This is a genomic window from Brevundimonas sp. 'scallop', from assembly GCF_011045535.1.
In the GTDB taxonomy this organism is placed as follows: domain Bacteria; phylum Pseudomonadota; class Alphaproteobacteria; order Caulobacterales; family Caulobacteraceae; genus Brevundimonas; species Brevundimonas vesicularis.
Window position 1 is genome coordinate 2,620,466 of sequence record NZ_CP039382.1, and the last position, 22,852, is coordinate 2,643,317.

At 67.6% G+C, this 22,852-nt stretch carries 20 protein-coding genes; 13 read left to right on the forward strand and 7 right to left on the reverse strand.

What is annotated here, in order from left to right; translation table 11 throughout:
* The first annotated feature begins 4 nt into the window (after positions 1–4).
* Entirely contained in the window at positions 5–1,114 is a 1,110-nt protein-coding gene (locus E4341_RS13060; RefSeq protein ID WP_165117846.1) for an HlyD family secretion protein, read from the forward strand.
* Between the two features lie 51 nt (positions 1,115–1,165).
* Entirely contained in the window at positions 1,166–1,342 is a 177-nt protein-coding gene (locus tag E4341_RS13065) for a hypothetical protein (protein ID WP_165117848.1), read from the forward strand.
* Positions 1,343–1,349: 7 nt separating this feature from the next.
* Here E4341_RS13065 and E4341_RS13070 read toward each other — a convergent pair whose 3' ends face one another.
* Positions 1,350–1,553, reverse strand: coding sequence for a hypothetical protein (locus E4341_RS13070; RefSeq protein ID WP_240893566.1), 204 nt, complete (start codon positions 1,551–1,553; stop codon positions 1,350–1,352).
* A gap of 192 nt (positions 1,554–1,745) precedes the next feature.
* Between E4341_RS13070 and E4341_RS13075 the strand changes: the two genes are divergently transcribed.
* The 4 genes from E4341_RS13075 (at position 1,746) to E4341_RS13090 (ending at position 7,991) form a co-directional block, all read left to right on the forward strand.
* The gene (locus tag E4341_RS13075; protein ID WP_165117850.1) at positions 1,746–2,837 is read left to right on the forward strand and encodes a site-specific DNA-methyltransferase; all 1,092 of its coding nucleotides are present in this window, start codon (positions 1,746–1,748) and stop codon (positions 2,835–2,837) included.
* A 210-nt stretch (positions 2,838–3,047) separates the two neighbouring features.
* Positions 3,048–4,160 (forward strand): glycosyltransferase family 4 protein, encoded by a 1,113-nt coding sequence (locus E4341_RS13080; RefSeq protein WP_165118785.1) that lies wholly within the window; start codon positions 3,048–3,050, stop codon positions 4,158–4,160.
* 119 nt (positions 4,161–4,279) lie between these two features.
* Positions 4,280–5,695 carry a VWA domain-containing protein gene (locus E4341_RS13085; RefSeq protein WP_165117852.1) on the forward strand — a complete coding sequence of 472 codons (1,416 nt, stop codon included), beginning with the start codon at positions 4,280–4,282 and terminating at the stop codon, positions 5,693–5,695.
* Between the two features lie 148 nt (positions 5,696–5,843).
* Positions 5,844–7,991, forward strand: coding sequence for an amylo-alpha-1,6-glucosidase (locus E4341_RS13090; protein ID WP_165117854.1), 2,148 nt, complete (start codon positions 5,844–5,846; stop codon positions 7,989–7,991).
* A 3-nt stretch (positions 7,992–7,994) separates the two neighbouring features.
* Here E4341_RS13090 and mutY read toward each other — a convergent pair whose 3' ends face one another.
* The gene (gene mutY / locus E4341_RS13095; protein WP_165117856.1) at positions 7,995–9,044 is read right to left on the reverse strand and encodes an A/G-specific adenine glycosylase; all 1,050 of its coding nucleotides are present in this window, start codon (positions 9,042–9,044) and stop codon (positions 7,995–7,997) included.
* Positions 9,045–9,064: 20 nt separating this feature from the next.
* Between mutY and E4341_RS13100 the strand changes: the two genes are divergently transcribed.
* From E4341_RS13100 to E4341_RS13130, 7 genes are all read left to right on the forward strand, one after another.
* Positions 9,065–9,619: a DUF721 domain-containing protein gene (locus E4341_RS13100; protein ID WP_165117858.1), complete on the forward strand. Its 555-nt coding sequence runs from the start codon at positions 9,065–9,067 to the stop codon at positions 9,617–9,619.
* A gap of 107 nt (positions 9,620–9,726) precedes the next feature.
* On the forward strand, positions 9,727–10,821 hold the full coding sequence (locus E4341_RS13105) for a PAS domain-containing protein (protein WP_165117860.1): 1,095 nt from the start codon (positions 9,727–9,729) through the stop codon (positions 10,819–10,821).
* A complete protein-coding gene (locus E4341_RS13110; RefSeq protein ID WP_165117862.1) occupies positions 10,822–11,277 on the forward strand; it encodes a response regulator in 456 nt (151 codons plus the stop codon).
* A gap of 107 nt (positions 11,278–11,384) precedes the next feature.
* Entirely contained in the window at positions 11,385–12,029 is a 645-nt protein-coding gene (locus E4341_RS13115; protein WP_039246870.1) for a DsbA family protein, read from the forward strand.
* Between the two features lie 15 nt (positions 12,030–12,044).
* Positions 12,045–12,656 (forward strand): thioredoxin domain-containing protein, encoded by a 612-nt coding sequence (locus E4341_RS13120; protein ID WP_165117864.1) that lies wholly within the window; start codon positions 12,045–12,047, stop codon positions 12,654–12,656.
* A gap of 12 nt (positions 12,657–12,668) precedes the next feature.
* Positions 12,669–16,106 carry a chromosome segregation protein SMC gene (gene smc / locus E4341_RS13125; protein WP_165117866.1) on the forward strand — a complete coding sequence of 1,146 codons (3,438 nt, stop codon included), beginning with the start codon at positions 12,669–12,671 and terminating at the stop codon, positions 16,104–16,106.
* The gene (locus E4341_RS13130; protein ID WP_165117868.1) at positions 16,103–16,516 is read left to right on the forward strand and encodes a surface-adhesin E family protein; all 414 of its coding nucleotides are present in this window, start codon (positions 16,103–16,105) and stop codon (positions 16,514–16,516) included. The genes smc and E4341_RS13130 overlap by 4 nt, the downstream gene beginning before the upstream one ends.
* On the opposite strand, the gene E4341_RS13135 is transcribed toward E4341_RS13130, so the two are convergent.
* From E4341_RS13135 to mraY, 5 genes are all read right to left on the reverse strand, one after another.
* Positions 16,485–17,630, reverse strand: a complete 1,146-nt coding sequence (locus E4341_RS13135) for a mechanosensitive ion channel family protein (protein WP_165117870.1) — start codon at positions 17,628–17,630, stop codon at positions 16,485–16,487. The genes E4341_RS13130 and E4341_RS13135 overlap by 32 nt on opposite strands.
* A 166-nt stretch (positions 17,631–17,796) precedes the next feature.
* Positions 17,797–18,888, reverse strand: coding sequence for an undecaprenyldiphospho-muramoylpentapeptide beta-N-acetylglucosaminyltransferase (murG, locus tag E4341_RS13140; RefSeq protein WP_165117872.1), 1,092 nt, complete (start codon positions 18,886–18,888; stop codon positions 17,797–17,799).
* Between the two features lie 267 nt (positions 18,889–19,155).
* Positions 19,156–20,331: a putative peptidoglycan glycosyltransferase FtsW gene (locus E4341_RS13145; protein ID WP_055805836.1), complete on the reverse strand. Its 1,176-nt coding sequence runs from the start codon at positions 20,329–20,331 to the stop codon at positions 19,156–19,158.
* Positions 20,328–21,731, reverse strand: coding sequence for a UDP-N-acetylmuramoyl-L-alanine--D-glutamate ligase (gene murD / locus E4341_RS13150; RefSeq protein ID WP_165117874.1), 1,404 nt, complete (start codon positions 21,729–21,731; stop codon positions 20,328–20,330). Before murD ends, E4341_RS13145 begins: the two co-directional genes overlap by 4 nt.
* Positions 21,732–21,735: 4 nt before the next feature.
* The gene (gene mraY / locus E4341_RS13155; protein WP_017504532.1) at positions 21,736–22,845 is read right to left on the reverse strand and encodes a phospho-N-acetylmuramoyl-pentapeptide-transferase; all 1,110 of its coding nucleotides are present in this window, start codon (positions 22,843–22,845) and stop codon (positions 21,736–21,738) included.
* Positions 22,846–22,852 lie beyond the last annotated feature (7 nt).

A 22,852-nucleotide genomic window follows, 5' to 3' on the forward strand; every position in this document is an offset into this window, starting at 1 on the left:
CGCAATGACCGACGCCGCCCCGCCCGCCCCCGCCTCTTCCGCCCCGGCCGCCCCGCAAGCGCCCGCCGCTGCTCCGCCTGCGCCGAAGAAGAACGTCATGTGGACCGTCATCGCCGCCGGTGTCGCTCTGCTGGGCGTTCTGATGGTGCTGTACGCCTGGCAGTTGCCGCCCTTCCGGGGCGCGATCCAGCGTACGGACAACGCCTATGTGCGCGGCCAGGTGACGATCATCAGCCCGCAGGTGAACGGCTATGTCGTCCAGGTGCCGGTCCAGGACTTCCAGACCGTCCAACAGGGGCAGTTGCTGGCCCAGGTGGACGACCGCATCTATCGCCAGCGGCTGGAGCAGGCCGAGGCTAGCCTGCATTCGGCCCAGGCGGCCCTGTCCAACTCGGCCCAGACTCAGGCGTCGGCTCGCGGATCGGTGGCCCAGCAGCGCGCCTCCATCGCCGCGGCCGAAGCGACGTTGACGCGGGCCCAGGCCGACGCCAACCGCGCCCGCACCCTGAAGGCCGGCGGCTGGGTCGCCCAAGCCAATGTGGACGTCGCCGAAGCCGCCTTGCGCAGCGCCCAGGCCCAGGTCGCCCAGGCCCGCGCCGCCGAGGGCATCGCCCAGACCGGCGTCACCTCCGCCGTCGTCGGCCGCGACAGCCTGGCTGCCGCCGTCGAGAACGCCCAGGCCGCCGTGCGCCTGGCTCAGATCGACCTGGCCAACACCCGCATCGTCGCCCCCCGCGCCGGCCGTCTGGGCGAGATCGGCGTGCGTCAGGGCCAGTATGTGACGGCGGGAACCCAGCTGATGGGTCTGGTGCCGGACGTGGTCTGGGTTACGGCCAATATGAAGGAGACGCAGATGAAGAACATCCGCGTCGGCCAGCCGGTCGAGATCACCGTCGACGCCTTGGGCGGCCAGACCCTGCGCGGCCATGTCGAACGCATCGCCCCCGCCGCCGGATCGGAGTTCAGCGTCATCCGTCCCGACAACGCCACCGGCAACTTCACCAAGGTGGCCCAGCGCATCCCGGTCCGCATCCGCATCGACCCGAACCAGCCCGCCGCCGAGCGTCTGGCGCCGGGCATGTCGGTCGTGGCGAAGGTCAATACGGCCGGCTGACGGAACGCGCCGCTCCCCATCGCGCTACCTCTCCCAGCAACGGAGAGCACCATGGACCGCGAACAGACCACGGGTCGTGAAGAGAACGGCGCCGATCCGGCCGGCAAGCCCGACGCACTGACCTCTGACAAGGCGACCAAGGCGGTCGGTCAGACCGAGCGCCAGAGCGCGGGACCGGACGGTCCGGACGCCGCCGAGATCGGCGACACGTTCAAGCGCAAGCCCTGACGCCGGATCAGGCCGATCGCGGCGACAGGCTGGCGGCGAGCAGATGCACGTCGTGCGCCCGCATCCGCTCGAAGTTCCCCAGCCCGAGGGCCAAGGCGCGCATGATCTCCGTCTGGCGCGTATGTTCGGGATGGGCGGGCAAGGACGGCTCCGCCCGCGCCAGCTCCGCATCCAGTTCGGCCATCATATGGGCCAGGATTCTGTCGTTCATCTGATCCTCCATCACGCCGCCGACCTCCGCAGACGGTTAGAGCATGAACAGAACAAATCCGGAACACGCTGACCCAAGAAGGCTGTGGATGGTGCGGTCGGTTTGCAAAATCGTCCGGCCGACCCTGCCGTTTAATCCACCTTAACCACAAGGATTCACCATAGTGGTCTCACTGTTGCGGGGCCGCGTTCCATGTCCGATCTGAAGACCCCTGTCCTCGCCAAGGATGTCATTCATCGCGGCGACTGCATCGAGGTGCTGAAGAGCCTGCCTGACGCCTCGGTGGACATGGTCTTCGCCGATCCGCCCTATAATCTGCAGTTGGGCGGCGACCTGCTGCGGCCCGACAACTCCAAGGTCGATGCGGTCGACGACGATTGGGACAAGTTCGCCAGCTTCGGCGACTACGACGCCTTCACCCGCGCCTGGCTGGCGGAATGCCGCCGCGTCCTGAAGCCCGAGGGCTCGATCTGGGTGATCGGCAGCTACCACAACGTTTTCCGCCTGGGATCGGCGATCCAGGATCTGGGCTTCTGGGTGCTGAACGACATAATCTGGCGCAAGTCCAACCCGATGCCGAACTTCAAGGGCACCCGGTTCACCAACGCCCATGAGACCCTGATCTGGGCCGCCAAGTCGCGGGATCAGAAGCGCTACACCTTCAACTATGATGCGCTGAAGGCCTTCAACGAAGACACCCAGATGCGCTCCGACTGGACCTTCGCCCTGTGCACGGGCGAGGAGCGGATCAAGGACGCAGACGGCAAGAAGGCCCATCCGACCCAGAAGCCCGAAGCCCTGCTGCACCGCGTCCTGCTGTCGGCGACGCGCCCCGGCGACGTGATCCTGGATCCCTTCTTCGGCACCGGCACCACCGGCGCCGCCGCCAAGCGCCTCGGCCGCCACTACATCGGGATCGAACGTGACGAGACCTATGCCGAGGTCGCCGAAACCCGCATCGCCTCGGTCATCCCTGCCCGCCCCGAAGACCTGATGGTCACAGGCTCCAAGCGCGCCGAACCCAAGGTGCCGTTCGGCGCCCTGGTCGAGGCCGGCCTGCTGCAACCCGGCGACCGCCTTTATTGCCCCAAGGGCGAGCGTGAGGCGCGTGTTCGTGCGGACGGTTCGCTGGTTCACGGTTCGCTCAGCGGCTCGATCCACAAGCTGGGCGCGCTGCTGGAGAATGCGCCGGCCTGCAACGGCTGGACCTACTGGCGCTTCAAGACCGATCAGGGGCTGAAATCCATCGACGCCCTCCGCTCGGAAGTTCGCGCCGCGATGTAAGCCGCTGCGAGCGCACGTCGCGTAAGCCACATCAATCACTTAGCCGGCAATCCGTCGCCAATACGTACGCTTTCGCACACTCAATATGGGTCAGCGTCGCTGTAACCCCGCGAAACCTATGTGAAAATTCATCGCCTGCGATGGAACTTCGCAGTTGCGAGAACATTGATGTCAACGGCCCGCCAGGATGCGGTGTCGGAGCACATCACCATGAAAATCGCGCAGATCACCCCTCTGTATGAGGCCGTGCCTCCCAAGCTGTACGGCGGCACGGAGCGTGTGGTGGCGCATCTGACCGACGCCTTGGTCGATCTGGGCCACGACGTGACCCTTTTCGCCAGCGCCGACGCCCAGACCAAGGCCCGCCTGGTGCCTGTGCGTGATCAGGCCATCCGCCTGGATCCGGCGCCGTTGAAATCCGATCTCGCCGCCCACCTGTCGATGCTGGGCGAAGTTCTGGACCGCGCCGACGAGTTCGACGTGATTCACTTCCACACCGACATGGTCCACTTCCCGCTGTTCCAGAAATGCGCGGACAAGACCCTGACGACCCTGCACGGCCGTCTGGATATGAAGGACCTGCCCGGCGTCTATGCGCGTTGGAGCGAGTTTGGGCTGGTCTCCATCTCCGACGATCAGCGCAAGCCGCTGCATTTCGCCAACTGGAAGGCCACCGTCCATCACGGCATGCCCGGCGAACAATACATCTTCTCCCCGAAGTCCGAGGGTTATCTGGCCTTTCTGGGTCGCATCTCGCCCGAGAAGCGCCCCGACCGCGCCATCGAGATCGCCACCAAACTGGGCAAGCGCCTGAAGATGGCCGCCAAGGTGGACGCCGCCGACAAACGCTATTGGGAAGAGACGATCCGCCCGCTGGTCGAGGGCAATCCGCTGATCGAGTTCATCGGCGAGATCGGCGACCATCAGAAATCCGCCTTCCTCGGCGGCGCCGAAGCCCTCCTCTTCCCCATCGACTGGCCGGAGCCCTTCGGCCTGGTGATGATCGAGGCCATGGCCTGCGGCACGCCGGTGATCGCCTTCCGCTGCGGCTCGACGCCAGAGGTAATCGAGGACGGCGCTACCGGCTTCCTGGTCGACACTATGGAACAGGCCATCGCCGCGACCGGACGCGCAAATTTGCTGGACCGCGAGGCCATCCGCGCGCGCTTCGATCTGCGCTTCTCCGCCACGACCATGGCGCGCCGGTATCTCGACGTTTACGGCGACCTGCTGGCGCGCCGTCCGTTTGCGGAGACTGCGCTGGACGATGTGGTCACCCCGCTGCGTCCGCGTGAAGACCGCAGCTTCGCCGCCATCGCCTGAAGCAATACCTTGCCGAGGCGCCGTCGCAATCCTGAGTCTGTAACGGCGTTCACCTAAAAGTTAAGCTTATCCATATACGGTCGTCCCAAATCGGGGCGACCACTATGCATTGGACAGCGATGAGGCGGCGGCTGGCGCATCTGCGCCGGAATACCGCAGGCAACATTGCGACCTTCTTCGCCCTGTCCGCCATGGGCCTGACACTGATGGTCGGCCTGGCCATCGACATCAATCGCTATGTCTCGGTCAGGAACCAGGTGCAAGAAGCGCTCGATGCAGCAGCGTTGGGCGCTGCGGCCTCCCGCGCCCAGACGGTCAAGGAGTTGAAAGCGGTCAGCGATCCCTATCTGGAGGCCAATCTGAAGACCGGCCAACTTATCGACGGCTGGAAGACCGGCACCCAATATGTCGATGGCAAAATCGTCAGGGTGACGTTCAAGGGCGGGGTCAAACCCATCTTCGCGGGTCTGGCCGGCGTCAAACAGTTCGATATCAACGCACTGTCCGAGGCGACGCGTGGCGTGGCGCAGAAGATCGAGACTGTTCTGGTGCTCGATAACACTTGGTCCATGAGCGAAAAGGACAGCCGGTCGATCAAGCGGATCGATGCGCTGAAGACCTCGGCCAGTTTGCTGGTCAACGAGTTGATGGCGACCGAAAGCGACGAGGTCTCGATCGGCGTCGTGCCTTATGCGGACTACGTCAATGTCGGCGTGGCCAACCGCAAGGCCCCGTGGATTTCCGTGCCCGACGACTATGTCCAGGAGCGCACCTGCACGACCAAGACCACCTACAGCGGCGGCACCCCCTACCCGTGCACCACCGTGCGTGACGGCGTCAGCGAGACCGGCACCTGCTACAAGGATCAGGTGGTCAAGACGGTCACCGTCCCGCCCTATGCTTGCAACGTCAGCTACAAGTGGTTCGGCTGCGTCTATTCGCGCAACGTCGGCACGACGCGGCTGAACGACCAGTCGCCGGCGACGCCCTACAAGGGTTTCCTGACGACAGGCCAGAGTTGCCTGAATGCGGTCAGCCCCCTGTCCAAGAGCAAATCCAGCGTCCTGAACGCGATCAAGAACCTTGTCATCAATGTCGGCGGCTACAAACCCGAAACCCACATTCCATCCGGCTTGATCTGGGGCATCAATCTGCTGTCGCCCACCGCGCCGTTCCAGGAAGCCGGGGCCTACGATCCCGCGAACCGCACGCCGCGCAAGATTTTGGTGCTGATGACCGACGGTGTGAACACCCTGCGTTACCGCTCGTCGGACGGCGCGCACGTCGCCACGAACAAAGCCAATGAGCTGGCGGCGACGGATGCCGATTTCGGTTCGATCTGCACCTATGCCAAGTCGAACAAGATCGAGGTCTTCACCGTCGGCCTCAACGTGCCCACGCAAAACGGACGCAATCTGCTCAGGACCTGCGCCACCGATTCCGACCATGCCTTCCTGGCCGAAGACAGCGCGGCGCTTGAGGCCGCGTTCCGTGAGATCGCGCGGTCCATCGGCGTTATACGGTTGATCAAATGAAGGTCGCCCAGCCTTTGTCGATGAAAAAGCACAGGTTCGCCTGAACCCGTCGGCGACTTGCCCATTAAAGTCTGCAAGCGGCCCCTGAGCGCCGCATTCGGGTGCGACACGTTCGGCCGAGGCCTCACAACGACGGGGAAGAGACCGCATGGACGACGCCTATTCCACTCAACTGACCGCCGGTGAATCGGTCGAGGCCACGGGTCTCGAACAGCTGATGGCGCTGAAGGAAGGCGATACCTTCCTGGTCGCCGACGGATGGGGCGACATGAAGGGCGGCGCCGACGGCCTGTTCGCGGGCGACACCCGCGTCCTGTCGCGTTGGGCCATGACCGTCGGCCTGCTGAAGCCGTCGCGCCTGTCGTCGGGCGTCAGCCAGGACAACGTCTTCTTCTCCTGCCACACCACCAACCGTCCCCTGCCCCCGATGGGCGGCCGGTCGGCTCCGGCTGGCGTCCTACATATCGAGCGCCGGCGTTTCCTTTGGAACCGGCGGATGTTCGAGCGTATCCGCATGGTCAACCATGGGGTGGAGGACATCCTGCTGCCGCTGGCCTTCGATTTCGGCGCGGACTTCTTTGATATCTTCCAGGTGCGCGGCACGCCTCGAGCCAAGCGCGGGAAGATCCACACGCCGACCACCGACGGCCGCCGCGTCACCTTCCGCTACACCGGCCTGGACGACGTGGACCGGTCCAGTTGCATCGCCTTTTCCGAACCGCCCGCGCGCCTGACGCATCAACGCGCCGAGTTCATGTTCAGCCTGCCCAAGGGCCGCTCGCTGGATCTGTTCATCGAATGCGGCGTCGATGCCTGCGAGACGCCGGACGCCGATCGCTGGCGCCAGAACGCCATCCAGGCCCGCCTGGCCATGCGCGCCAAACGCCGGCGCGGCGCCTCGGTGCGCGGCCCGCGCAGCCCGCGCTTCAACGACTGGCTGGACCAGTCGCGCGCCGACATGGCGCTGTTGACCACAGACCTGCCGACGGGCCCCTATCCTTATGCGGGCACGCCGTGGTTCTCGACACCGTTCGGACGCGACGGCATCATCTCGGCCTGGCAAATGCTGTGGCTGGACCCGTCCTTGGCCAAGGGCGTGCTGACCTATCTGGCCTCGCGCCAGGCGACCGAGACCTCGCTCTATCGGGACAGCCAGCCCGGCAAGATCATGCACGAAACCCGCGGCGGCGAGATGAGCGCCCTGCACGAGGTGCCGTTCGGTCTCTACTATGGCGGGGTCGATACCACCTGCCTGTTCGTGGCCTTGGCCGGCGCCTACGCCAACCGCACCGGCGATCTGGATCTGATTCGCAAGCTCTGGCCCAATCTGATCGCGGCCGCCGACTGGATGCGCGACTATGGCGACAGCAACAATGACGGCCTGATCGACTATCAGCGCGGGGCCGACACCGGCCTGTCCAACCAGGGCTGGAAGGACTCCGAGGATTCCATCTTCCACGCCGACGGTCGCTTCCCCAAGGGTCCGATCGCGCTTCTGGAAGTTCAGGGTTACGCCTTCGCCGCCTGGAAGGCGCTGGGCGATCTGGGCGAGCGCCTGCACGACGACCGCACGACCGAATGGCGGATGCGCGCCGAACAGGTCCGCTCTCTGGTCGAGGAAAAGTTCTGGATGGAGGACGAGGGCTTCTACGCCGTGGCCCTCGATGGCGACGGCCAGCAATGTCGCGCCATCGCCTCCAACGCCGGGCATCTGCTGTTCACCGGCCTGCCGTCGCTGGAACGTGCGCGGCGCGTCACCAAACGCCTGCTGACAGCCGAGTTCCGCACCGGCTGGGGCATCCGCACGCTGGAGGTCGGACAAGCCCGGTTCAATCCGATGAGCTATCACAACGGCTCGGTCTGGCCGCACGACACCGCCATGGCCGCTGCCGGCATGGCCGCCTACGGCGAGCGCGATGCGGTCGCGGAAATCCTGGCCGAAATCTACGCTGCGGCCGCCCATTTCCACCTGCGGCTGCCCGAACTGTTCTGCGGCTTCCCGCGTGAGCCGGGCGAGCCGCCCATCGCCTATCCGGTCGCCTGTCTGCCTCAGGCCTGGGCGGCGGGATCGGTCTTCCTGATGCTTCAGGCCACCCTGGGCCTGTCGATCGACGCCTGGACCGAGACGGTCGATCTCTCTGACCCCGTCCTGCCCGCCGGTCTGGATCGCCTGAAGATCACCGGCCTGGAAGTCGGCGGCGCCGTTGTCGATCTGAATATCCAGCACGCCGACGGTCGCGCCGTGGTCATCCCGCATCACAAGCAGGGCAAGGTTTCGATCCGCACGTTGCGATAGGGGTCAGCCGAACAGATCGGGCACGCTCGCCCGGTCCAGCGCCTTGGCGAAGACCGTCGGCAGGGCGGCCCGCGCCGCCTCGATCGGCATCCAACGATAAGGGCCGTCCGCATCGACGCGCGCGGTCATCACCGCCAGCGTCAGGCTGAAGTGGGTGAAGACGTGCTCCACCGCCCCCGCCTCGCGCCAGTCGGCCTCGACCGGCGCTGTGGCAACCGGCTCGCCGGTCGTCCAGTCGCTGGTAGGCAGGCCCAGCATTCCGCCCAGCAGCCCCTTTTCAGGCCGCGTCTCGACTGCGACCCGCCCCTGATTGTCGACCAGCACATAGGCCGCGCCCCGCCGATGCGGCCGGTCCGCCTTCTTGGTCTTCATCGGAAACCGGGCCGGGTCGCCCGTGGCCAGACCCAGGCATTCGCTGGCCACGGGACAGGTCCCGCACGACGGTGACTTGGGCCGGCAAACCGTCGCGCCAAGATCCATCAGCGCCTGCGCCCAATCGCCCGGCCGCTCGTCCGTGACGAACAGGCCCGCCAGCCGCCTCAGCTCGGGCCGGGCGGCGGGGACCGGCGTTTCGACCGCGAACAGACGCGCCATGACCCGCTCGACATTGCCGTCCACGACATTAGCCGCCCGGTCGAAGGCGATGGAGGCGACGGCTGCGGCTGTATAGGCGCCCACGCCCGGCAGCGCGAGCAGCGCCGCCTCGGTGTCCGGAAACACCCCGCCATGCTCGCCCGCCACCGCCCGCGCACAGGCCAGCAGATTGCGGGCACGGGCATAGTAGCCCAGCCCCGCCCAGGCCCCCATCACCTCCGCATCCTCGGCCGCCGCCAAGTCCGAGACCGTCGGCCAGCGCGTGGTGAAGGCGTGGAAATACGGCGTCGCATGCGGCACGGTCGTCTGCTGCAGCATGACCTCTGACAACCAGACGCGGTACGGCTCGGTCCGCGGCGCGCCGACGGCGGCTCGCCATGGCAGGCTGCGCGCATGGGCGTCGTACCAGGCCAACAGCCGTGAGCGGATCAGGTCTATGTCAAGAGAGACGTCAGGCATCGGTCGGGCTATATAGACCCATGCGCCGCACGCTGCCCACAGACGCCGAGGTCCGCGAGATCCTGTCTCGTCGCCGCACCCGTCCGGTCCCCCGACCGGCGCCGCGCGCGGGCAAGGCGCTGACGCCCCTGATCAAGAAGCTGGACGAGCAGTTCGGCCGTGGCGCAGGCGCGCTGGAGCCCCGTTGGCGTGAGATCGTCGGCGATCGCCTGGCGCGCGTGACCCGACCTCAGAAACTGACCAAGGGCAAGGGCGGTCAGCCCGGCGTGTTGGAGTTGCGTGTCGCCGGCGCCGCCGCCCTGCTGATCCAACACCAGTCCGAGGACATCCTGGCCCGCGTCAACCTGTTCCTGGGCGCCGGGACCGTGGATCGACTGCGCATCGCCCAGGGTCCGGTCGCCCCTTTGAAGGAGGCCGCCGCCCGTCCCAAACGCAGCGCCAAGCCGCCGCCCCTGCCCGCCCAGGCCGAGGTCGATCTGGCCGCATCGATCGCTTCAGCCCCCGACGATCTGCGCGCCGCCCTGGCCCGGCTGGGCCGCGTCGCCCTGTCGCGCTCCGACATCAAGTCCGACTGAGCGCCGCGCCTTGGTTGGCAGTCGCCCCCCGGTGCTGTAGGAAGAGGTTGTAAAGCGACAAATATCCGCACGGCGCTTCCGGTCGCGCGCCTGTATTCCGAGTCCCGATGAAGCAGCAAGACGACTGGCGACTTACCGATGTCGTCGAACACGAAATCGGGCGTGGAGATCCGTTCGCCGCCGCCATACGTGGCACGCGCATGCCGATGGTCATCACCGACCCGCGTCGCGACGACAATCCGATCGTCTTCGCCAACAAGGCCTTCCAGGATCTGACCGGCTACGAACGTGACGAGATCATCGGCCAGAACTGCCGTTTTCTTCAGGGGCCAGATTCCGATAGGGACGCCGTGGCCAAAATCCGCGACGCCCTGCAGGCCGGTACAGACATCCACATCGATCTGCTGAACTATCGCAAGGACGGCAGCACCTTCTGGAACGCCCTGTTCATCAGCCCTGTGCGCAACGCCCACGGCGACATCGAATATTTCTTCGCCTCGCAGTTGGACGTGACCGAGCGGATCGAGGCCCAGGCCTATGTCGAAAAGCAGAAGGCCCTGGTCGAACGCGAAGTCGCCGCCCGCACCGCCGATCTGCAAGAGGCGCTCGCCGCCAAGACCCTGCTGCTTCACGAGGTCGATCACAGGGTCAAGAACAACCTGACCATGATCGGCTCGCTGCTGCGGCTGCAATCGCGCTCGCTGTCCGATCCGGCCCTGACCGCCACCTTGGACTCCATGCTGGAGCGGGTGGACGCCCTGGCGACCGTTCACCGCAAACTCTATCAGTCCGAGGACGTCACCCAGTTTGACGTCGGCGCCTTCACCAACACCCTGGTCGCCGATGTGATTGGCTCGACAGGACGCACCGATATCGAGGTGTCCGTCGATGTGGAGCCCATGTTCATTCCTTCGACCCATGCCTCGTCGATCGGGCTGATCATCAACGAACTGCTGACCAATGCGATCAAGCACGGCTTCCCCGAGGATCGCGGCGGCCGATTGCAGGTCTCGGCCAAAAGAACGGAACAAGGCGGCCAGGTCGTTGTTCAGGACGACGGCCCCGGCATTCCCGGCGCTGCGCATCAGGGATTGGGCAAGACGTTGATCGGTCGTCTTTCAAAGCAGATCGGCGGCAAGACGTTGTGGCTGCCGGCCGACCCCGGAACGCGCGCGGTCGTCGACTTCCCCGTGAGCGGCTAGGTGCGCGCCGCCGGGCCTCACTTCGACATCCTGGTCGTCGAGGACGAGGCCCTGCTTGTGATGGACCTCGAGGCGATGCTTGAGGACGAAGGCCACCGGGTGGTCGGAGAAGCCATGTCCCTGAGTGAGGTCGAGTCGCTGTCGCTCGACGCGCCGCCCGACATCGCCTTCGTCGACATCCAACTGGCGGATAACTCCAGCGGCCTGGACGTGTGTCGCCTGATCAAGGATCGCTGGCCGTCCACGGCCGTCGTCTTTCTGACCGCCAACCCCAAGATGATCCCCGAGGACTTCCTGGGCGCGCATGGCGTGATCCCCAAGCCCTTCTCGCGGTCCGGCCTGCTGTCGGCGATGCGCTTCATTCAGCAGGGCATAAGCGATCCGCCGCCCCGCCAGGACAGGCCGCAAAGTTTCATCCCCGCACCGGCGATCAATCGGGCCTGGGCGCGCGGATAAGGCGCTGTTGACAAAACTTCGCCGCACCTGTTCCAGACTAGTTCAGGGTTGCGCCATTCCCGGGGAATCGCGCGATCATCGCCAACGATCCGATCCGAGGAACCTTCATGGCCGACACTGAATCCCGCTTCGCCCGCATGAGCCGTCGTGCGGCCATCACCGGCGCCGCGCTGGCGACTATGGCTCTGGCGGCCTGCGGCGGCGGCGCCAAGGGTGCGGCGGAAGGCGACATGGGTCTGGGCGCGCCCGAAGGCGCCAAGGTCACCGTGGTCGAATACGCTTCGGTCACCTGCCCCCACTGCGCCCTGTGGCAGAAGAACACCTGGCCGGCGTTCAAGGCCAAATACGTCGATACCAACAAGGTCCGCTACGTGTTCCGTGAACTGCCGACCCCGCCGGTCGACGCCGCCACCGCCGGCTTCCTGGTCGCGCGCTGCGCCGGTCCGGACAAATATTTCGACGTGGTTCACCAGCTGATGGCGACGCAGCAGGAGATGCTGACGTCGTCGCCCCGCGACTGGCTGCTGCGCACCGCCCAGGCCGCCGGCCTGTCCGAGCAGCAGTTCAACGACTGCGTCACCGACAAGGACGCTGTCGCCGCTATGGAGAAGCGCGTTCAGGCCGCCCGCGCCCAGGGCGTGACCGGCACCCCGGCCTTCTACGTCAATGAGACGCAGGTCATCTCGCCCGGCGGCGAAGGCGCCAGTCTGGCCGACCTGTCCACCGCCATCGACGCGGCCTTGGCCAAGTAACCGAGGCCTACCCAGATGATGCGACGCGCCTTCATCGCCGCCGGTTTCGCCCTCGCCGCCCTGTTCGGCGGTTTGGCGACGCCGGCGCTCGGCGCCGATGCGCCCCCGCCCGTCACGGCCCAGGATCACATCCTGGGTCGGGCGAATGCGCCGGTGACGGTGATCGAATACGCGTCCTTCACCTGCTCGCACTGCGCGGACTTCCACAACACCGTGCTGCCGGCCTTCAAGGCCAAATACATCGACACCGGCAAGGTCCGGCTGGTTCACCGCAACCTGCCGACCGCGCCCGCCAATGTCGCCGCCGCCGCGGCTGCGGTCGCCCTGTGCGCCGCGCCCGAACGCTATTTCGACGTGGCGGCCGTCTTCATGCGCGATCAGGCCAACCTGCAGACCACCGGCGCCCAGCCCTGGTTCGCGGCCGGCATCGCCGCCAGCGGCAAGACCCGCGAGCAGATCGAGGCCTGCCTGAACGGCCCGACCATCCGTGCGGCCCTCGACGCCCAGATCGAGGGCGCTGACAAGGCCGGCGTCACCGGCACGCCCACCTTCTTCGTCAACGGGACGATGGTTATGGAGCATTCGCTGGAGGCCCTGTCGGCCGCCATCGATCCGCTGCTTCGGTAGTCCGTCGGGACGATGCAGTTCCAGCGCCTCCGGCTCGTCGGCTTCAAGTCGTTTGTCGATCCGGCGGAGGTGCACATCGAATCCGGCCTGACCGGCGTCGTCGGCCCGAACGGCTGCGGCAAGTCCAACGTCCTTGAAAGCCTGCGCTGGGTCATGGGCGCCAACTCAGCCAAGGCCATGCGCGGCCAGGGCATGGACGACGTCATCTTTGCCGGCGCCGCTGGCCGTCCTCCGCGCAGCCACGCCGAAGTCAGCCTGACCATCGACAACGCCGCTCGCCGTGCGCCCCAGCCCTTTACCGACAGCCCCGTGCTGGAGGTGTCGCGCCGGATCGACCGGGGCCAGGGTTCGACCTACCGCATCAACGGCAAGGAGGTGCGCGCCCGCGACGTCCAGCTGCTGTTCGCCGACGCCTCGACCGGCGCCAACTCGCCCGCCCTGGTGCGTCAGGGCCAGATTTCGGAACTGATCGCCGCCAAGCCGCAGAACCGCCGGCGCATTCTGGAAGAGGCGGGCGGCGTCGCCGGTCTGCACACCCGTCGGCACGAGGCCGAGCTGCGCCTCAAAGCCGCCGAGACCAACCTGGACCGGCTGGACGACATCGGCCGCGAGCTGGAGACGGCGCTGAACCGGCTGAAGCGCGAAGCCCGCCAAGCCGAGAAGTACAAGAAGATCTCGGCAGAGATCCGCGCCCTTCAGGCCGCCCTGCTGTATGTGCGTTGGAACGACGCGCGTCTGGCCGCAGAGGCCGCCGCCGCCGAACTGCGCGAGGCCGACCGGACGGTGGCCGACACCACGACCGCCGCCGCCGCCGCACAGACGGCCGCCCTGTCCGCTCAGGACGCTCTGAAGCCCGCGCGAGAGGAGGACGCCGTCGCCTCCGCTCTGCTGCACCGCGCCAGCCTGGAGCGCGATCGGCTGGACATGGCTGAACAGGCGGCCCGTGCGGAAGTGGATCGCCTCAAGGCCGAGGCCGCCCGCATCGCCGCCGACGCCGCGCGCGAAGACGGCATGGCCGCCGACGCCCAGCGCGAACTGGACCGGCTCGACAACGAACTGAGCCGGCTGAAGGCCGAGATCGCCGCCGCCCCCGAACGCGGCCCCGAATTGGACATGGCCCTGGCGGCCGCCGAGGACGCCCGCAAGGCCGCCGACGGCGAGGTCGAACGGCTGGCGGGCACGCTGGCCGCCGTCGAGGCCCGCGCCAATGCCGAGACGGCCCGCAAGCGTGACGCCGAGGCCCGGCTGACCCGCGTCACCGCCCAGCACGATCAGGCCCGGCGCGAACGCGAGGCTCTAGGGCCGCTGGAAACGCCCGAGCTGGAAACCGCCCGTCAGGCGCTGGAAGCGGCGCAGGCCGACCTTGCCGCGGCGCGCGACGCCGTCGAGGCGGCCGAGGCGACACGCGGCGAACTGGCCCGCGCCGAACAGGAGGCACGGACCGCCGCCCGCGCCGCAGAGGACCGGTTGGGCCGGCTTCAGACCGAGGCGCGCGGCCTGGCCCAACTGCTGGTCACCGGCAAGCGTGACCATCCTCCGGCTCTGGACAAGGTGCGGGCCGACAAGGGTTATGAGGCCGCCCTGGCCGCCGCCTTGGGTGACGATCTGGACGCGGCGCTGGACGCCAAAGCCGCCGCCTACTGGGGCGGGGCGGATGCGCGCCCCCCGTCCTGGCCCGCCGGTATCACGCCGCTTTCGGATCATGTTCAGGCGCCGGCACAGTTGACCGCGCGCCTCGCTCTTTGCGGCGTGGCGCCGAAGGCCGAGGCGGTCCGGCTGGCCGGACTTCTGCCTCCCGGCGCGCGCCTGGTGACGGTCGAGGGCGACCTCTATCGCTGGGACGGGTTCGTCAGCCGCGCCGAGGCGCCGCGCCCGGCCGCCGTGCGGCTAGCACAGCGCACGCGCCTGGCCGAGCTGGAGGCCGAGATCGACAAGTGCAGACCGGCGCTGGATCAGGCGCAGGCGGCCCAGAAGTCGGCGACGGAAGCCTTTCGCGCCGCCGAAGAGACGGTCAAGGCCGCGCGCCTGAAGCCCTTCGCCGCCGACAAGGCCGTGACCGCCGCCCGCGACCGCGTGGAAACCCTGGCCCGCGAGCAGGCCCGCCGCGAGGCCCGCGCCCAGGCGCTGGACGACACCGTGACCCGGCTGGCGGCAGACGCAGCCGAGGCGCAGGCCGCCGTGGACGCCGTCCAGACCACCGACGCCCCGTCCGAGACGATCGCCGGCCTGCGCGACGAACTGACCGCCGCCCGCGCCATGGCCGACGCCGCCCGCGCCGCCGCCCAGACCGCCCGGTCGGACCGCGACGCCGAGGCCCGCGATCGTCAGGGCCGCGAGCAGCGGCTGGGCAGCCTGACCCGCGCGCGCGAAGGCTGGGTGACACGGGCCAAAGACAGCGCCGGCCGCGTCGCCGCCCTGGCCAAGGACGCCGACCGGACCGCAGCCCTGTTGAAACAGGCCGAGGTCGCGCCTCAGGGCTTCGCCGAACAGCGGGGCAAGCTGCTGGACACGCTGGTCGCCGCCGAACAGAGGAAACAGGCGGCGTCGGACGCCATGGCCGTCGCCGAGACCGAGGCGAGCGAGGCCGACCGCGCATCGCGCGCCGCAGACACCGCCGCGTCGCAGGCCCGCGAGGCCCGCGCCGGCCTGTCCGCCCGCGCCGAGGCCGCCGCCGAGAAACTGGCCGAGGCCGAGACCACCCTGCGCGAAACGGCGCAGATGTCGCCGCAGGAACTGGGTCAGAAGCTGACCGACGACGCCATCGCCCGCCCGCCCGACGCCGCCGGCGCCGAGAGCCTGCTCTACGGGCTGGAGCGCGAACGCGAGGCCTTGGGGGCCGTCAACCTGCGCGCCGAGGACGAGGCGGTCGAATACGGCGAGCGGTTGAACAGCATGAAGTCGGAACGGATCGACCTGACCCAGGCGATCGCTAAGCTGCGCGACGGCATCGACGAGCTGAACGCCGAGGGCCGTGAGCGGCTGGTCGCCGCCTTTGACGTCATCAACACCAACTTCAAGACCCTGTTCGAGGCCCTGTTCGGCGGGGGCCAGGCGGAGCTGAAGCTGGTCGAGAGCGACGACCCGCTGGAGGCGGGGCTTGAGATCTACGCCTGCCCACCCGGCAAGCGGTTGTCGGTCATGAGCCTGATGAGCGGGGGCGAGCAGGCGCTGACCGCGGCGGCCCTGATCTTCGGCGTCTTCCTGGCTAACCCCGCGCCGGTCTGTGTGCTGGACGAGGTGGACGCGCCGCTGGACGACGCCAACGTGGACCGCTTCTGCCGGATGCTGCACGAGATGCGCAGCCGCACCGACACCCGCTTCATCGTCATCACCCACAACCCCGTGACCATGAGCCGGATGGACCGGCTGTACGGCGTCACCATGCCCGAACGCGGCATGAGCCAGCTGGTCAGCGTGGACCTGAAACAGGCGGAGACCCTGGTCGCATGATCGCCCTGCTGCTCGCGCTCGCCGATCCGCAGCTGCTCCCGACCGGCGTGGGACGGTTCGCCATCTATGCCGACGCGGCCTCGATCGAACGCGAGGGCGACGTGGCGCGGATGCGGGAACTGCAGGTGACCGAGGCCGGGTTCAAGGTCGGAGACGTGACCTATGTCGGGGGCTGGTCGCGGTGGGCGTTCGACTGTCGCGCGAGGACGGCGGATCGGTTGGACTTCTCCTCCTTGAAGGCGGACGGGACGGAAGGGCCGGCGACGCCGGACGCCGCCCCGGCCTATGACGCCGCGCCGGGCGGGGATGCAGCCGAGCTGCTGGCCATCGCCTGCCGGGTCGAACGGCCGGCCCAGGCGCTGACGCTGGAGCAGGCCATCAGCCAGGGACAAAGGGCGCTGGCGGACTGACCGTCCCCTCGGCGGGCTTGTCGGACCCTTGCGGCCATTCGATACGGTCGCGCGGCAGGGCATCGCGGCATTCGTCGCGCATGAAGGCCATCAGCTTCTCGCGGATCTCGCAGCGCAGGTCGAAGGCGACCGGGGCCGAGCGGGCGCTGGCCAGGCAGCGCAACTGAAGCACGCGTTCGGTGATGTCGGTGACCTGCATCACCTGCACGTCGCCGTCCCAGTGTTTGGACGCCTTGACGATGCCCTCGAAGGCAGTGCGCAGCCGGTCGATGGGCGCTTCGTAATCGACGTAGAAGAAGGCGACTCCGATCAGGCGGGCGTTCTCGCGCGTCCAGTTCTGGAAGGGCTTGGTGATGAAGTAGGACAGGGGCAGCACCATCCGGCGCCAGTCCCACAGCTTGACCACCACATAGGTCGAGGTGATCTCCTCGACATTGCCCCACTCGTTCTCGACGATGACGGCGTCGTCCAGGCGGATGGGCTGGGTCAGGGCGATCTGGATGCCGGCGACCATGTTCGTCAGGATCGGCTGAAGCGCCAGACCGGCGATGATGCCGACGACGCCGGCCGAGGCCAGCAGGCTGACGCCCCACTGACGGAAGCCGGCGATGGTCATCAGGGCCAGGCCCACCGTGACGATGAACAGCACGACCTTGGCCACCCGCTGCAGGATGCGGGTCTGGGTCAGGTGCTTCCTGGCGAGCAGATTGTCCTCGACGGCGATATTGTACCGCTTGAGGTGCATGACCGACCACATGTCGAGCACGCCCGACGCCATCCAGCCGAGGGTCAGGATGAACAGGAACAGCAGAGCGCTGCGGATATCCTCGGACGGGCCGGGATCCATCGGCGAGACGGTCACGCCGATGCCGATGCCGATGATGATGATCAGAACGCGCAGCTTGACCCGGGCGCGTTCGACCACGCCGCGCCAGAAGAGATCCTTGTTCCGAACGACGCGACGCAGGATGGCGAAGACGATCTTGTGCGTCAGCCAGCCGCCGCCGACGAAGACCAGCAGGACCAGGCCGATGACCGCCCATTCGGGCAGCCAGTCGAACCGGTGCCACAGGGCGCGGATCTGGCGGGTGACGGCGATGATTTCGGGAGGCATGAGCTTCCTAACGCGTCAGGGCCGAGAGGGTTGATGTCTCCTCCCTGTCGCGAAGCGATGGGGAGGTGGCGCGGCGCGCCCTTTGCGCCGTGACGGAGGGTTCTTTCGGCGTGAAGAGCCCCTCCACCGCTACGCGGTCCCCCTCCCCACACGTGGGGAGGAGACATCATGCACGCCCCGCCGTCGCCTCGACGAGGTCGGCCAGGCGTTGGGCGGCGTCGGGGATGGCGACGCTGCGGGCGGCGGCGGACATGGCCGACAGGCGCGCCGGGTCGGACAGGACGCCGGTCAGGGTCGAGGCCAGGCGATCGACGGTCAGGTCGTCTTCCAGGATGACCTCGGCCGCGCCCGCATCGGTCAGGGCCTTGGCGTTCAGGCGCTGGTGGTCGTCGGTGGCGATCTTCAGCGGGATCAGGACGGACGGCAGGGCTGCGACCGCCAGTTCGGCGCAGGTCGAGGCGCCGGAGCGGCCGACGACCAGATGGGCCCTGGACAGCCGTTCAGCCATGTCGCGGAAGAAGGGGGCGACCTCGGCCTCGATCCCGGCCTCCAGATAGATTTGACGCGCGGCCTCCAGCGTTTCGGGGCGGGACTGCTGCTGCACCTTCAGCCGACGTCGCAGGGCTTCCGGCACGGCGGCCAGCGCGCGGGGCGTGGTCTCGGACAGGATGCGGGCGCCCTGGCTGCCGCCGGTGACCAGCACATGGATCGGACCGTCGGCGGCGGGCGCGACATAGGGGCGGTCGAATAGGGCGCGGATCTCGGACCGCACCGGCGAGCCGACGACGTGGGAGCGGCCCTGGACCTTGGCCGGCGCGCGTTCCAGCGTCGGGAAGGACGAGGCGACCTGACCGACATAGGGGGCCAGGATGCGGTTGGTGCGGCCCAGGACCGCGTTCTGTTCATGGATCACCGTCGGTCGCTGGGACGTGACGGCGGCGACCAGGGCCGGGGCGGACGGATAGCCGCCGAAGCCGACGACGATGTCGGCGCCCAGCCGGTCGAAGGCCGTTCGCGCCTGAACCACGCCCTTGAAGATGGCGACGCCGGCCTTGATCAGGCCCAGCGGGCCCGAGCCGGTGGCGGCGTCAAGCGCCAGCCGTTCCTCGGCCGGAAAGGCGTGGGCGTATTGTTCGCCCCGATGATCGGTCGCCAGGACCACGCGCCAGCCGCGCGCCGCCATCTCGCGCGCCAGCGCCTCGGCCGGGAACATATGGCCGCCGGTGCCGCCGGCGGCGACGACGCAGAGCTTGGTCATGGGCGAGGCTCCGAAAAAGAGGGGCTGAATAGTCTGAAGTTCAGACGGTGGGCAGGCAAAAACACCGTCTAATTCGTCTAATCTGTCTAATGTCGGCCAGGAACGGTGCGGCGAGGAATGGGGCGGCGACAGGATCGCACGGTTTTGCAGCGTGGGCAGGAGACGGTCGATCGCGAGCGGTAAGCGAAGGAAATCATACGGATGTTTTCGTCAAAGAAGGCTAGCTAATCGCTCTTTCGTCCTCCTTCGCGCGGGGACGAAAGAGAACTACAGCAACCGCCGGCCCATGGTCAGGCTGGCGCCGGGTTCGTAGGCGCCGGGTCTGCGTCGCGTCAGGGCGAGCGCAAAGCCCATGGTCAGCCCCATGGCCAGCATGGAGGAGCCGCCATAGCTGATGAAGGGCAACGTCATGCCCTTGGTCGGGATCAGGTTCAGGTTCACCGCGACGTTGATGCAGGCCTGAAGCCCGATCAGCATGAACAGGCCCGCCGCCGCCGTCTGCTCGAACGGATCGGTCAGCTTCATGGCCCGGCGCATGCCGCGAATGACGATGAAGGCGTAGAGGCTGATCATGATCAGGCTGAGGATCAGACCGAACTCCTCGGCGCCGACGGAATAGATGAAGTCGGTGTGCAGGTCGGGCACGCGGCGCTTCATCACGCCCTCGCCGATCCCCCGGCCCAGCAGGCCGCCGGCGCGAATGGCCTCGGACGCGCTGTCGATCTGGTGGGTGTCGGTGGTCTCGGGCGAGAAGAAGCGGCTGAGGCGGTCGCGCATGTGGCCGAAGACGAAATACAGCGACACCAGCCCCGCCATGCCCAGGCTGGCCAGAACCGCCATCCATTTGAACGGCACGCCCGCCATGAAGAAGACGGCCATGAAGGTGGTGGTGATCAGAAGCGTCTGGCCGATGTCGGGCTGGATCAGCAGCAGCGAGACGGTCAGCGCATAGAAACCAAACGCGATGGTGACGCCGGGCACCCCCTGCCCCTTTTGCGCCTCGGCGAACATCCAGGCGGCGAAGACGATCAAGCCGGGCTTGGCGAACTCGGACGGTTGCAGACTGAAGGGGCCGAAGTTCACCCAGCGGGCGGCCCCCTTCACCGTGTCGCCGATGAACGGCAAGGCCATCATCACGACGATGGCGCCGAACAGGGCCAGGACGGCGATCCGTCGCACGCCGCGCGGCGACATCAGCGAGGTCGTCAGCATGATGCTGAGCCCCACGCCCGAGAAGACCATCATCCGCCAGGAATAGTGGAAGGGGTCGGTGATCGATTCATCGGCCAGGATGGCGGCGGGGCTGGAGGCGAAGCTGAGCGCCACGCCCAGGGCCATCAGCGCGAGCGCCGCGCCCAGCAGGCCGCGATCCACGGTCCAGAACCACTGGGCCACATGGCTTTGGTCATTACGGGAAAAGGCGGGGGTGTATGGAGCGCTCATGACGCGGTTTCCGAGACGGCGCCGAGGGCCAGGACGGCGGCGCGGAAGGCCTCGCCGCGCGCCTCGAAGTCCTTGAACTGATCGAAGCTGGCGCAGGCGGGGGACAGAAGGACGATCTGGTCGCCGCCGGCCGAGGCTGCATCGGCGGCGGCGGCGGCCACGGCGGCGTCGAGGGTGTGGGCGATGACGTGGGGCGTGTCAGCAAGTGTTTCGGCGAAGGCACGGGCCGCGTCGCCGATCAGATAGGCCTTGGCGATGCGGGGAAAGAGGTCGGCGAGGTCCGCGATGCCGCCGGTCTTGGGCACGCCGCCGGCGATCCAGAAGACGGACGGATAGGAGGCCAGGGCCTGACGCGCGGCGTCGGCGTTGGTGGCCTTGGAATCGTTGATGAAGCGCACGGAGCCGAGGCGGCCGACCGCCTCCATACGGTGCGCCAGGCCGGGGAAGGACAGCAGGCCGGCGACGGCGGCGTCATGATCCAGACCGAGCGCGAGGGCGGTCGCATAGGCGAAGGCGGCGTTCTGGGCGTTGTGGCGGCCGGGAAGCGAACGGGCGGCGGTGAGGTTTACGAGTTCGCGATCTTCGCTCCAGATCGCACCGGGCAGCGCCACGTAGCCTTCTCCCCTCGGGTGAGAAGGATTTGACGAGATAGCGATCACACGTTGGGAAAGTCGGGACGCAATCCCCTGCCCCCAAGTATCGTCCACGCCGACCAAGGCCACGCCGTCCGCTCCCTGCCCTGTGAAGATGCGCGCCTTGGCCGCGACATAGCCGTCCATGCCGCCGTGGCGGTCCAGGTGGTCGGGGCTGATGTTGGTCAGGATGGCGACGTCGGGGGCGAAAGTGGTGGTCAGGTCCAGCTGATAGCTGGAGACCTCGATCACATAAACGGCGTCGGGCGTCGGTTCGGGCAGCGCCAGGACGCCGACGCCGATATTGCCGCCGACGTGGACCGTCAGGCCCGCCGACTTCAGCACCCAACCGATCAGGGCGGTGGTGGTGGACTTGCCGTTCGTGCCGGTGATGGCGACGACGCGCGGTCCCCCGGTCAAGCCGGAGGATGACGACGAATACGAGGCCAGGGCGCGGGCGAACAGTTCGATGTCGCCGACGACGAGCACGCCGGCCGCGCGGGCCAGGTCCACGGTCCAGTGGGGCCTGGGATGGGTCAGCGGTGCGCCGGGCGACAGAACCAGGGCGGCGAAGTCGGACCAGTCGGCGGCGGCCAGGTCCTCGACCGTGAAGCCCTCGCCTTTCGCCAGCGCCCGACCGGCCTCGCCGTCATCCCACAGGATCGGGATCGCGCCCCCGGCCTGAAGGGCGCGCGCGGTCGTGATCCCCGACCGTCCCAGGCCGAAGACCGCGACCCGCCTGCCTTCAAAGCCGGGAACGGGGATCATCGGATCAGCGCAGCTTCAGCGTGGACAGGCCCAGCAGGGCCAGGGCGCCGGCGATGATCCAGAAGCGGATGACGACGGTGGATTCCGGCCAGCCCATCTTCTCGAAATGGTGGTGGACCGGCGCCATCAGGAAGATGCGCTTCTTCGTCAGCTTGTAATAGCCGACCTGGATCATGACCGAGGCGGCCTCCATGACGAACAGGCCGCCGACGATGCCCAGGACCAGCTCATGCTTGGTGGTGACGGCGATGGCGCCGAGCGCCCCGCCCAGAGCCAGCGAGCCGGTGTCGCCCATGAAGATCTTGGCCGGGGGGGCGTTGTACCACAGGAAGCCCGCGCCGCCGCCGATCATGGCCGCGCAGAAGATGGCCAGTTCACCCGCGCCAGGCACGTGGTGGACCTGAAGATACTGGGCGAAGACGAAGTTGCCGGCGAGGTAGCTGATCACGCCGAACGCGCCCGCCGCCATCATAACCGGCACGGTCGCCAGACCGTCCAGACCGTCCGTCAGGTTCACCGCATTGGAGAAGCCGACGATGGTGAAGGCCGCGAACGCCACATAGAACCAGCCGATGTTCAGCAGCACGGCCTTGAAGAAGGGGAAGGCGATCGACGTCTCAAGCCCCGGCGAGGTCGGCGAGACGGTCATCCACAGCACGGTCAGGACGCCGGCGACGACGGCGACGACGGTCTGGGCCAGGAGCTTCTGCTTGGAGGTCAGGCCGGCCGAGGTCTGTTTGGTCACCTTGGCGTAGTCGTCGATGAAGCCCAGCACGCCGAAGGCCGCCGTCACGAAGCTGACGATCCAGATGTAGGGGTTGGTCAGGTCGCCCCAGAGCAGCACCGCCACGCCGATGCCGGCCAGGATCATCAGACCGCCCATGGTCGGGGTGCCGACCTTGGACAGGTGGGACACCGGGCCGTCGTCGCGGATCGGCTGGCCCCGGCCCTGTTTGGCGCGGATCCAGTTGATGAAGCGGCTGCCCATGGCGACGGCGACGATCATGGCGGTGGCCATGGCGAGGGCCACGCGCACCGTCTGGTACTGAACCAGGTTCAGCAGCGGATACTGGTGCGCCACGTCGGCGTAGTAGAGATAGAGCAGGTAAAACATGTTTCTT

Coding starts and splice junctions, on each gene's coding strand:
- murG (WP_165117872.1), bottom strand. CDS start 18,888: ATGACCAAGCTCTGCGTCGTCGCCGCCGGCGGCACCGGCGGCCATATG.
- E4341_RS13060 (WP_165117846.1), top strand. CDS start 5: ATGACCGACGCCGCCCCGCCCGCCCCCGCCTCTTCCGCCCCGGCCGCC.
- murD (WP_165117874.1), bottom strand. CDS start 21,731: ATGATCCCCGTTCCCGGCTTTGAAGGCAGGCGGGTCGCGGTCTTCGGC.
- E4341_RS13105 (WP_165117860.1), top strand. CDS start 9,727: ATGAAGCAGCAAGACGACTGGCGACTTACCGATGTCGTCGAACACGAA.
- mraY (WP_017504532.1), bottom strand. CDS start 22,845: ATGTTTTACCTGCTCTATCTCTACTACGCCGACGTGGCGCACCAGTAT.
- E4341_RS13075 (WP_165117850.1), top strand. CDS start 1,746: ATGTCCGATCTGAAGACCCCTGTCCTCGCCAAGGATGTCATTCATCGC.
- E4341_RS13085 (WP_165117852.1), top strand. CDS start 4,280: ATGAGGCGGCGGCTGGCGCATCTGCGCCGGAATACCGCAGGCAACATT.
- smc (WP_165117866.1), top strand. CDS start 12,669: ATGCAGTTCCAGCGCCTCCGGCTCGTCGGCTTCAAGTCGTTTGTCGAT.
- E4341_RS13065 (WP_165117848.1), top strand. CDS start 1,166: ATGGACCGCGAACAGACCACGGGTCGTGAAGAGAACGGCGCCGATCCG.
- E4341_RS13145 (WP_055805836.1), bottom strand. CDS start 20,331: ATGAGCGCTCCATACACCCCCGCCTTTTCCCGTAATGACCAAAGCCAT.
- E4341_RS13115 (WP_039246870.1), top strand. CDS start 11,385: ATGGCCGACACTGAATCCCGCTTCGCCCGCATGAGCCGTCGTGCGGCC.
- E4341_RS13120 (WP_165117864.1), top strand. CDS start 12,045: ATGATGCGACGCGCCTTCATCGCCGCCGGTTTCGCCCTCGCCGCCCTG.
- mutY (WP_165117856.1), bottom strand. CDS start 9,044: ATGCCTGACGTCTCTCTTGACATAGACCTGATCCGCTCACGGCTGTTG.
- E4341_RS13100 (WP_165117858.1), top strand. CDS start 9,065: ATGCGCCGCACGCTGCCCACAGACGCCGAGGTCCGCGAGATCCTGTCT.
- E4341_RS13135 (WP_165117870.1), bottom strand. CDS start 17,630: ATGCCTCCCGAAATCATCGCCGTCACCCGCCAGATCCGCGCCCTGTGG.
- E4341_RS13090 (WP_165117854.1), top strand. CDS start 5,844: ATGGACGACGCCTATTCCACTCAACTGACCGCCGGTGAATCGGTCGAG.
- E4341_RS13080 (WP_165118785.1), top strand. CDS start 3,048: ATGAAAATCGCGCAGATCACCCCTCTGTATGAGGCCGTGCCTCCCAAG.
- E4341_RS13070 (WP_240893566.1), bottom strand. CDS start 1,553: ATGAACGACAGAATCCTGGCCCATATGATGGCCGAACTGGATGCGGAG.
- E4341_RS13130 (WP_165117868.1), top strand. CDS start 16,103: ATGATCGCCCTGCTGCTCGCGCTCGCCGATCCGCAGCTGCTCCCGACC.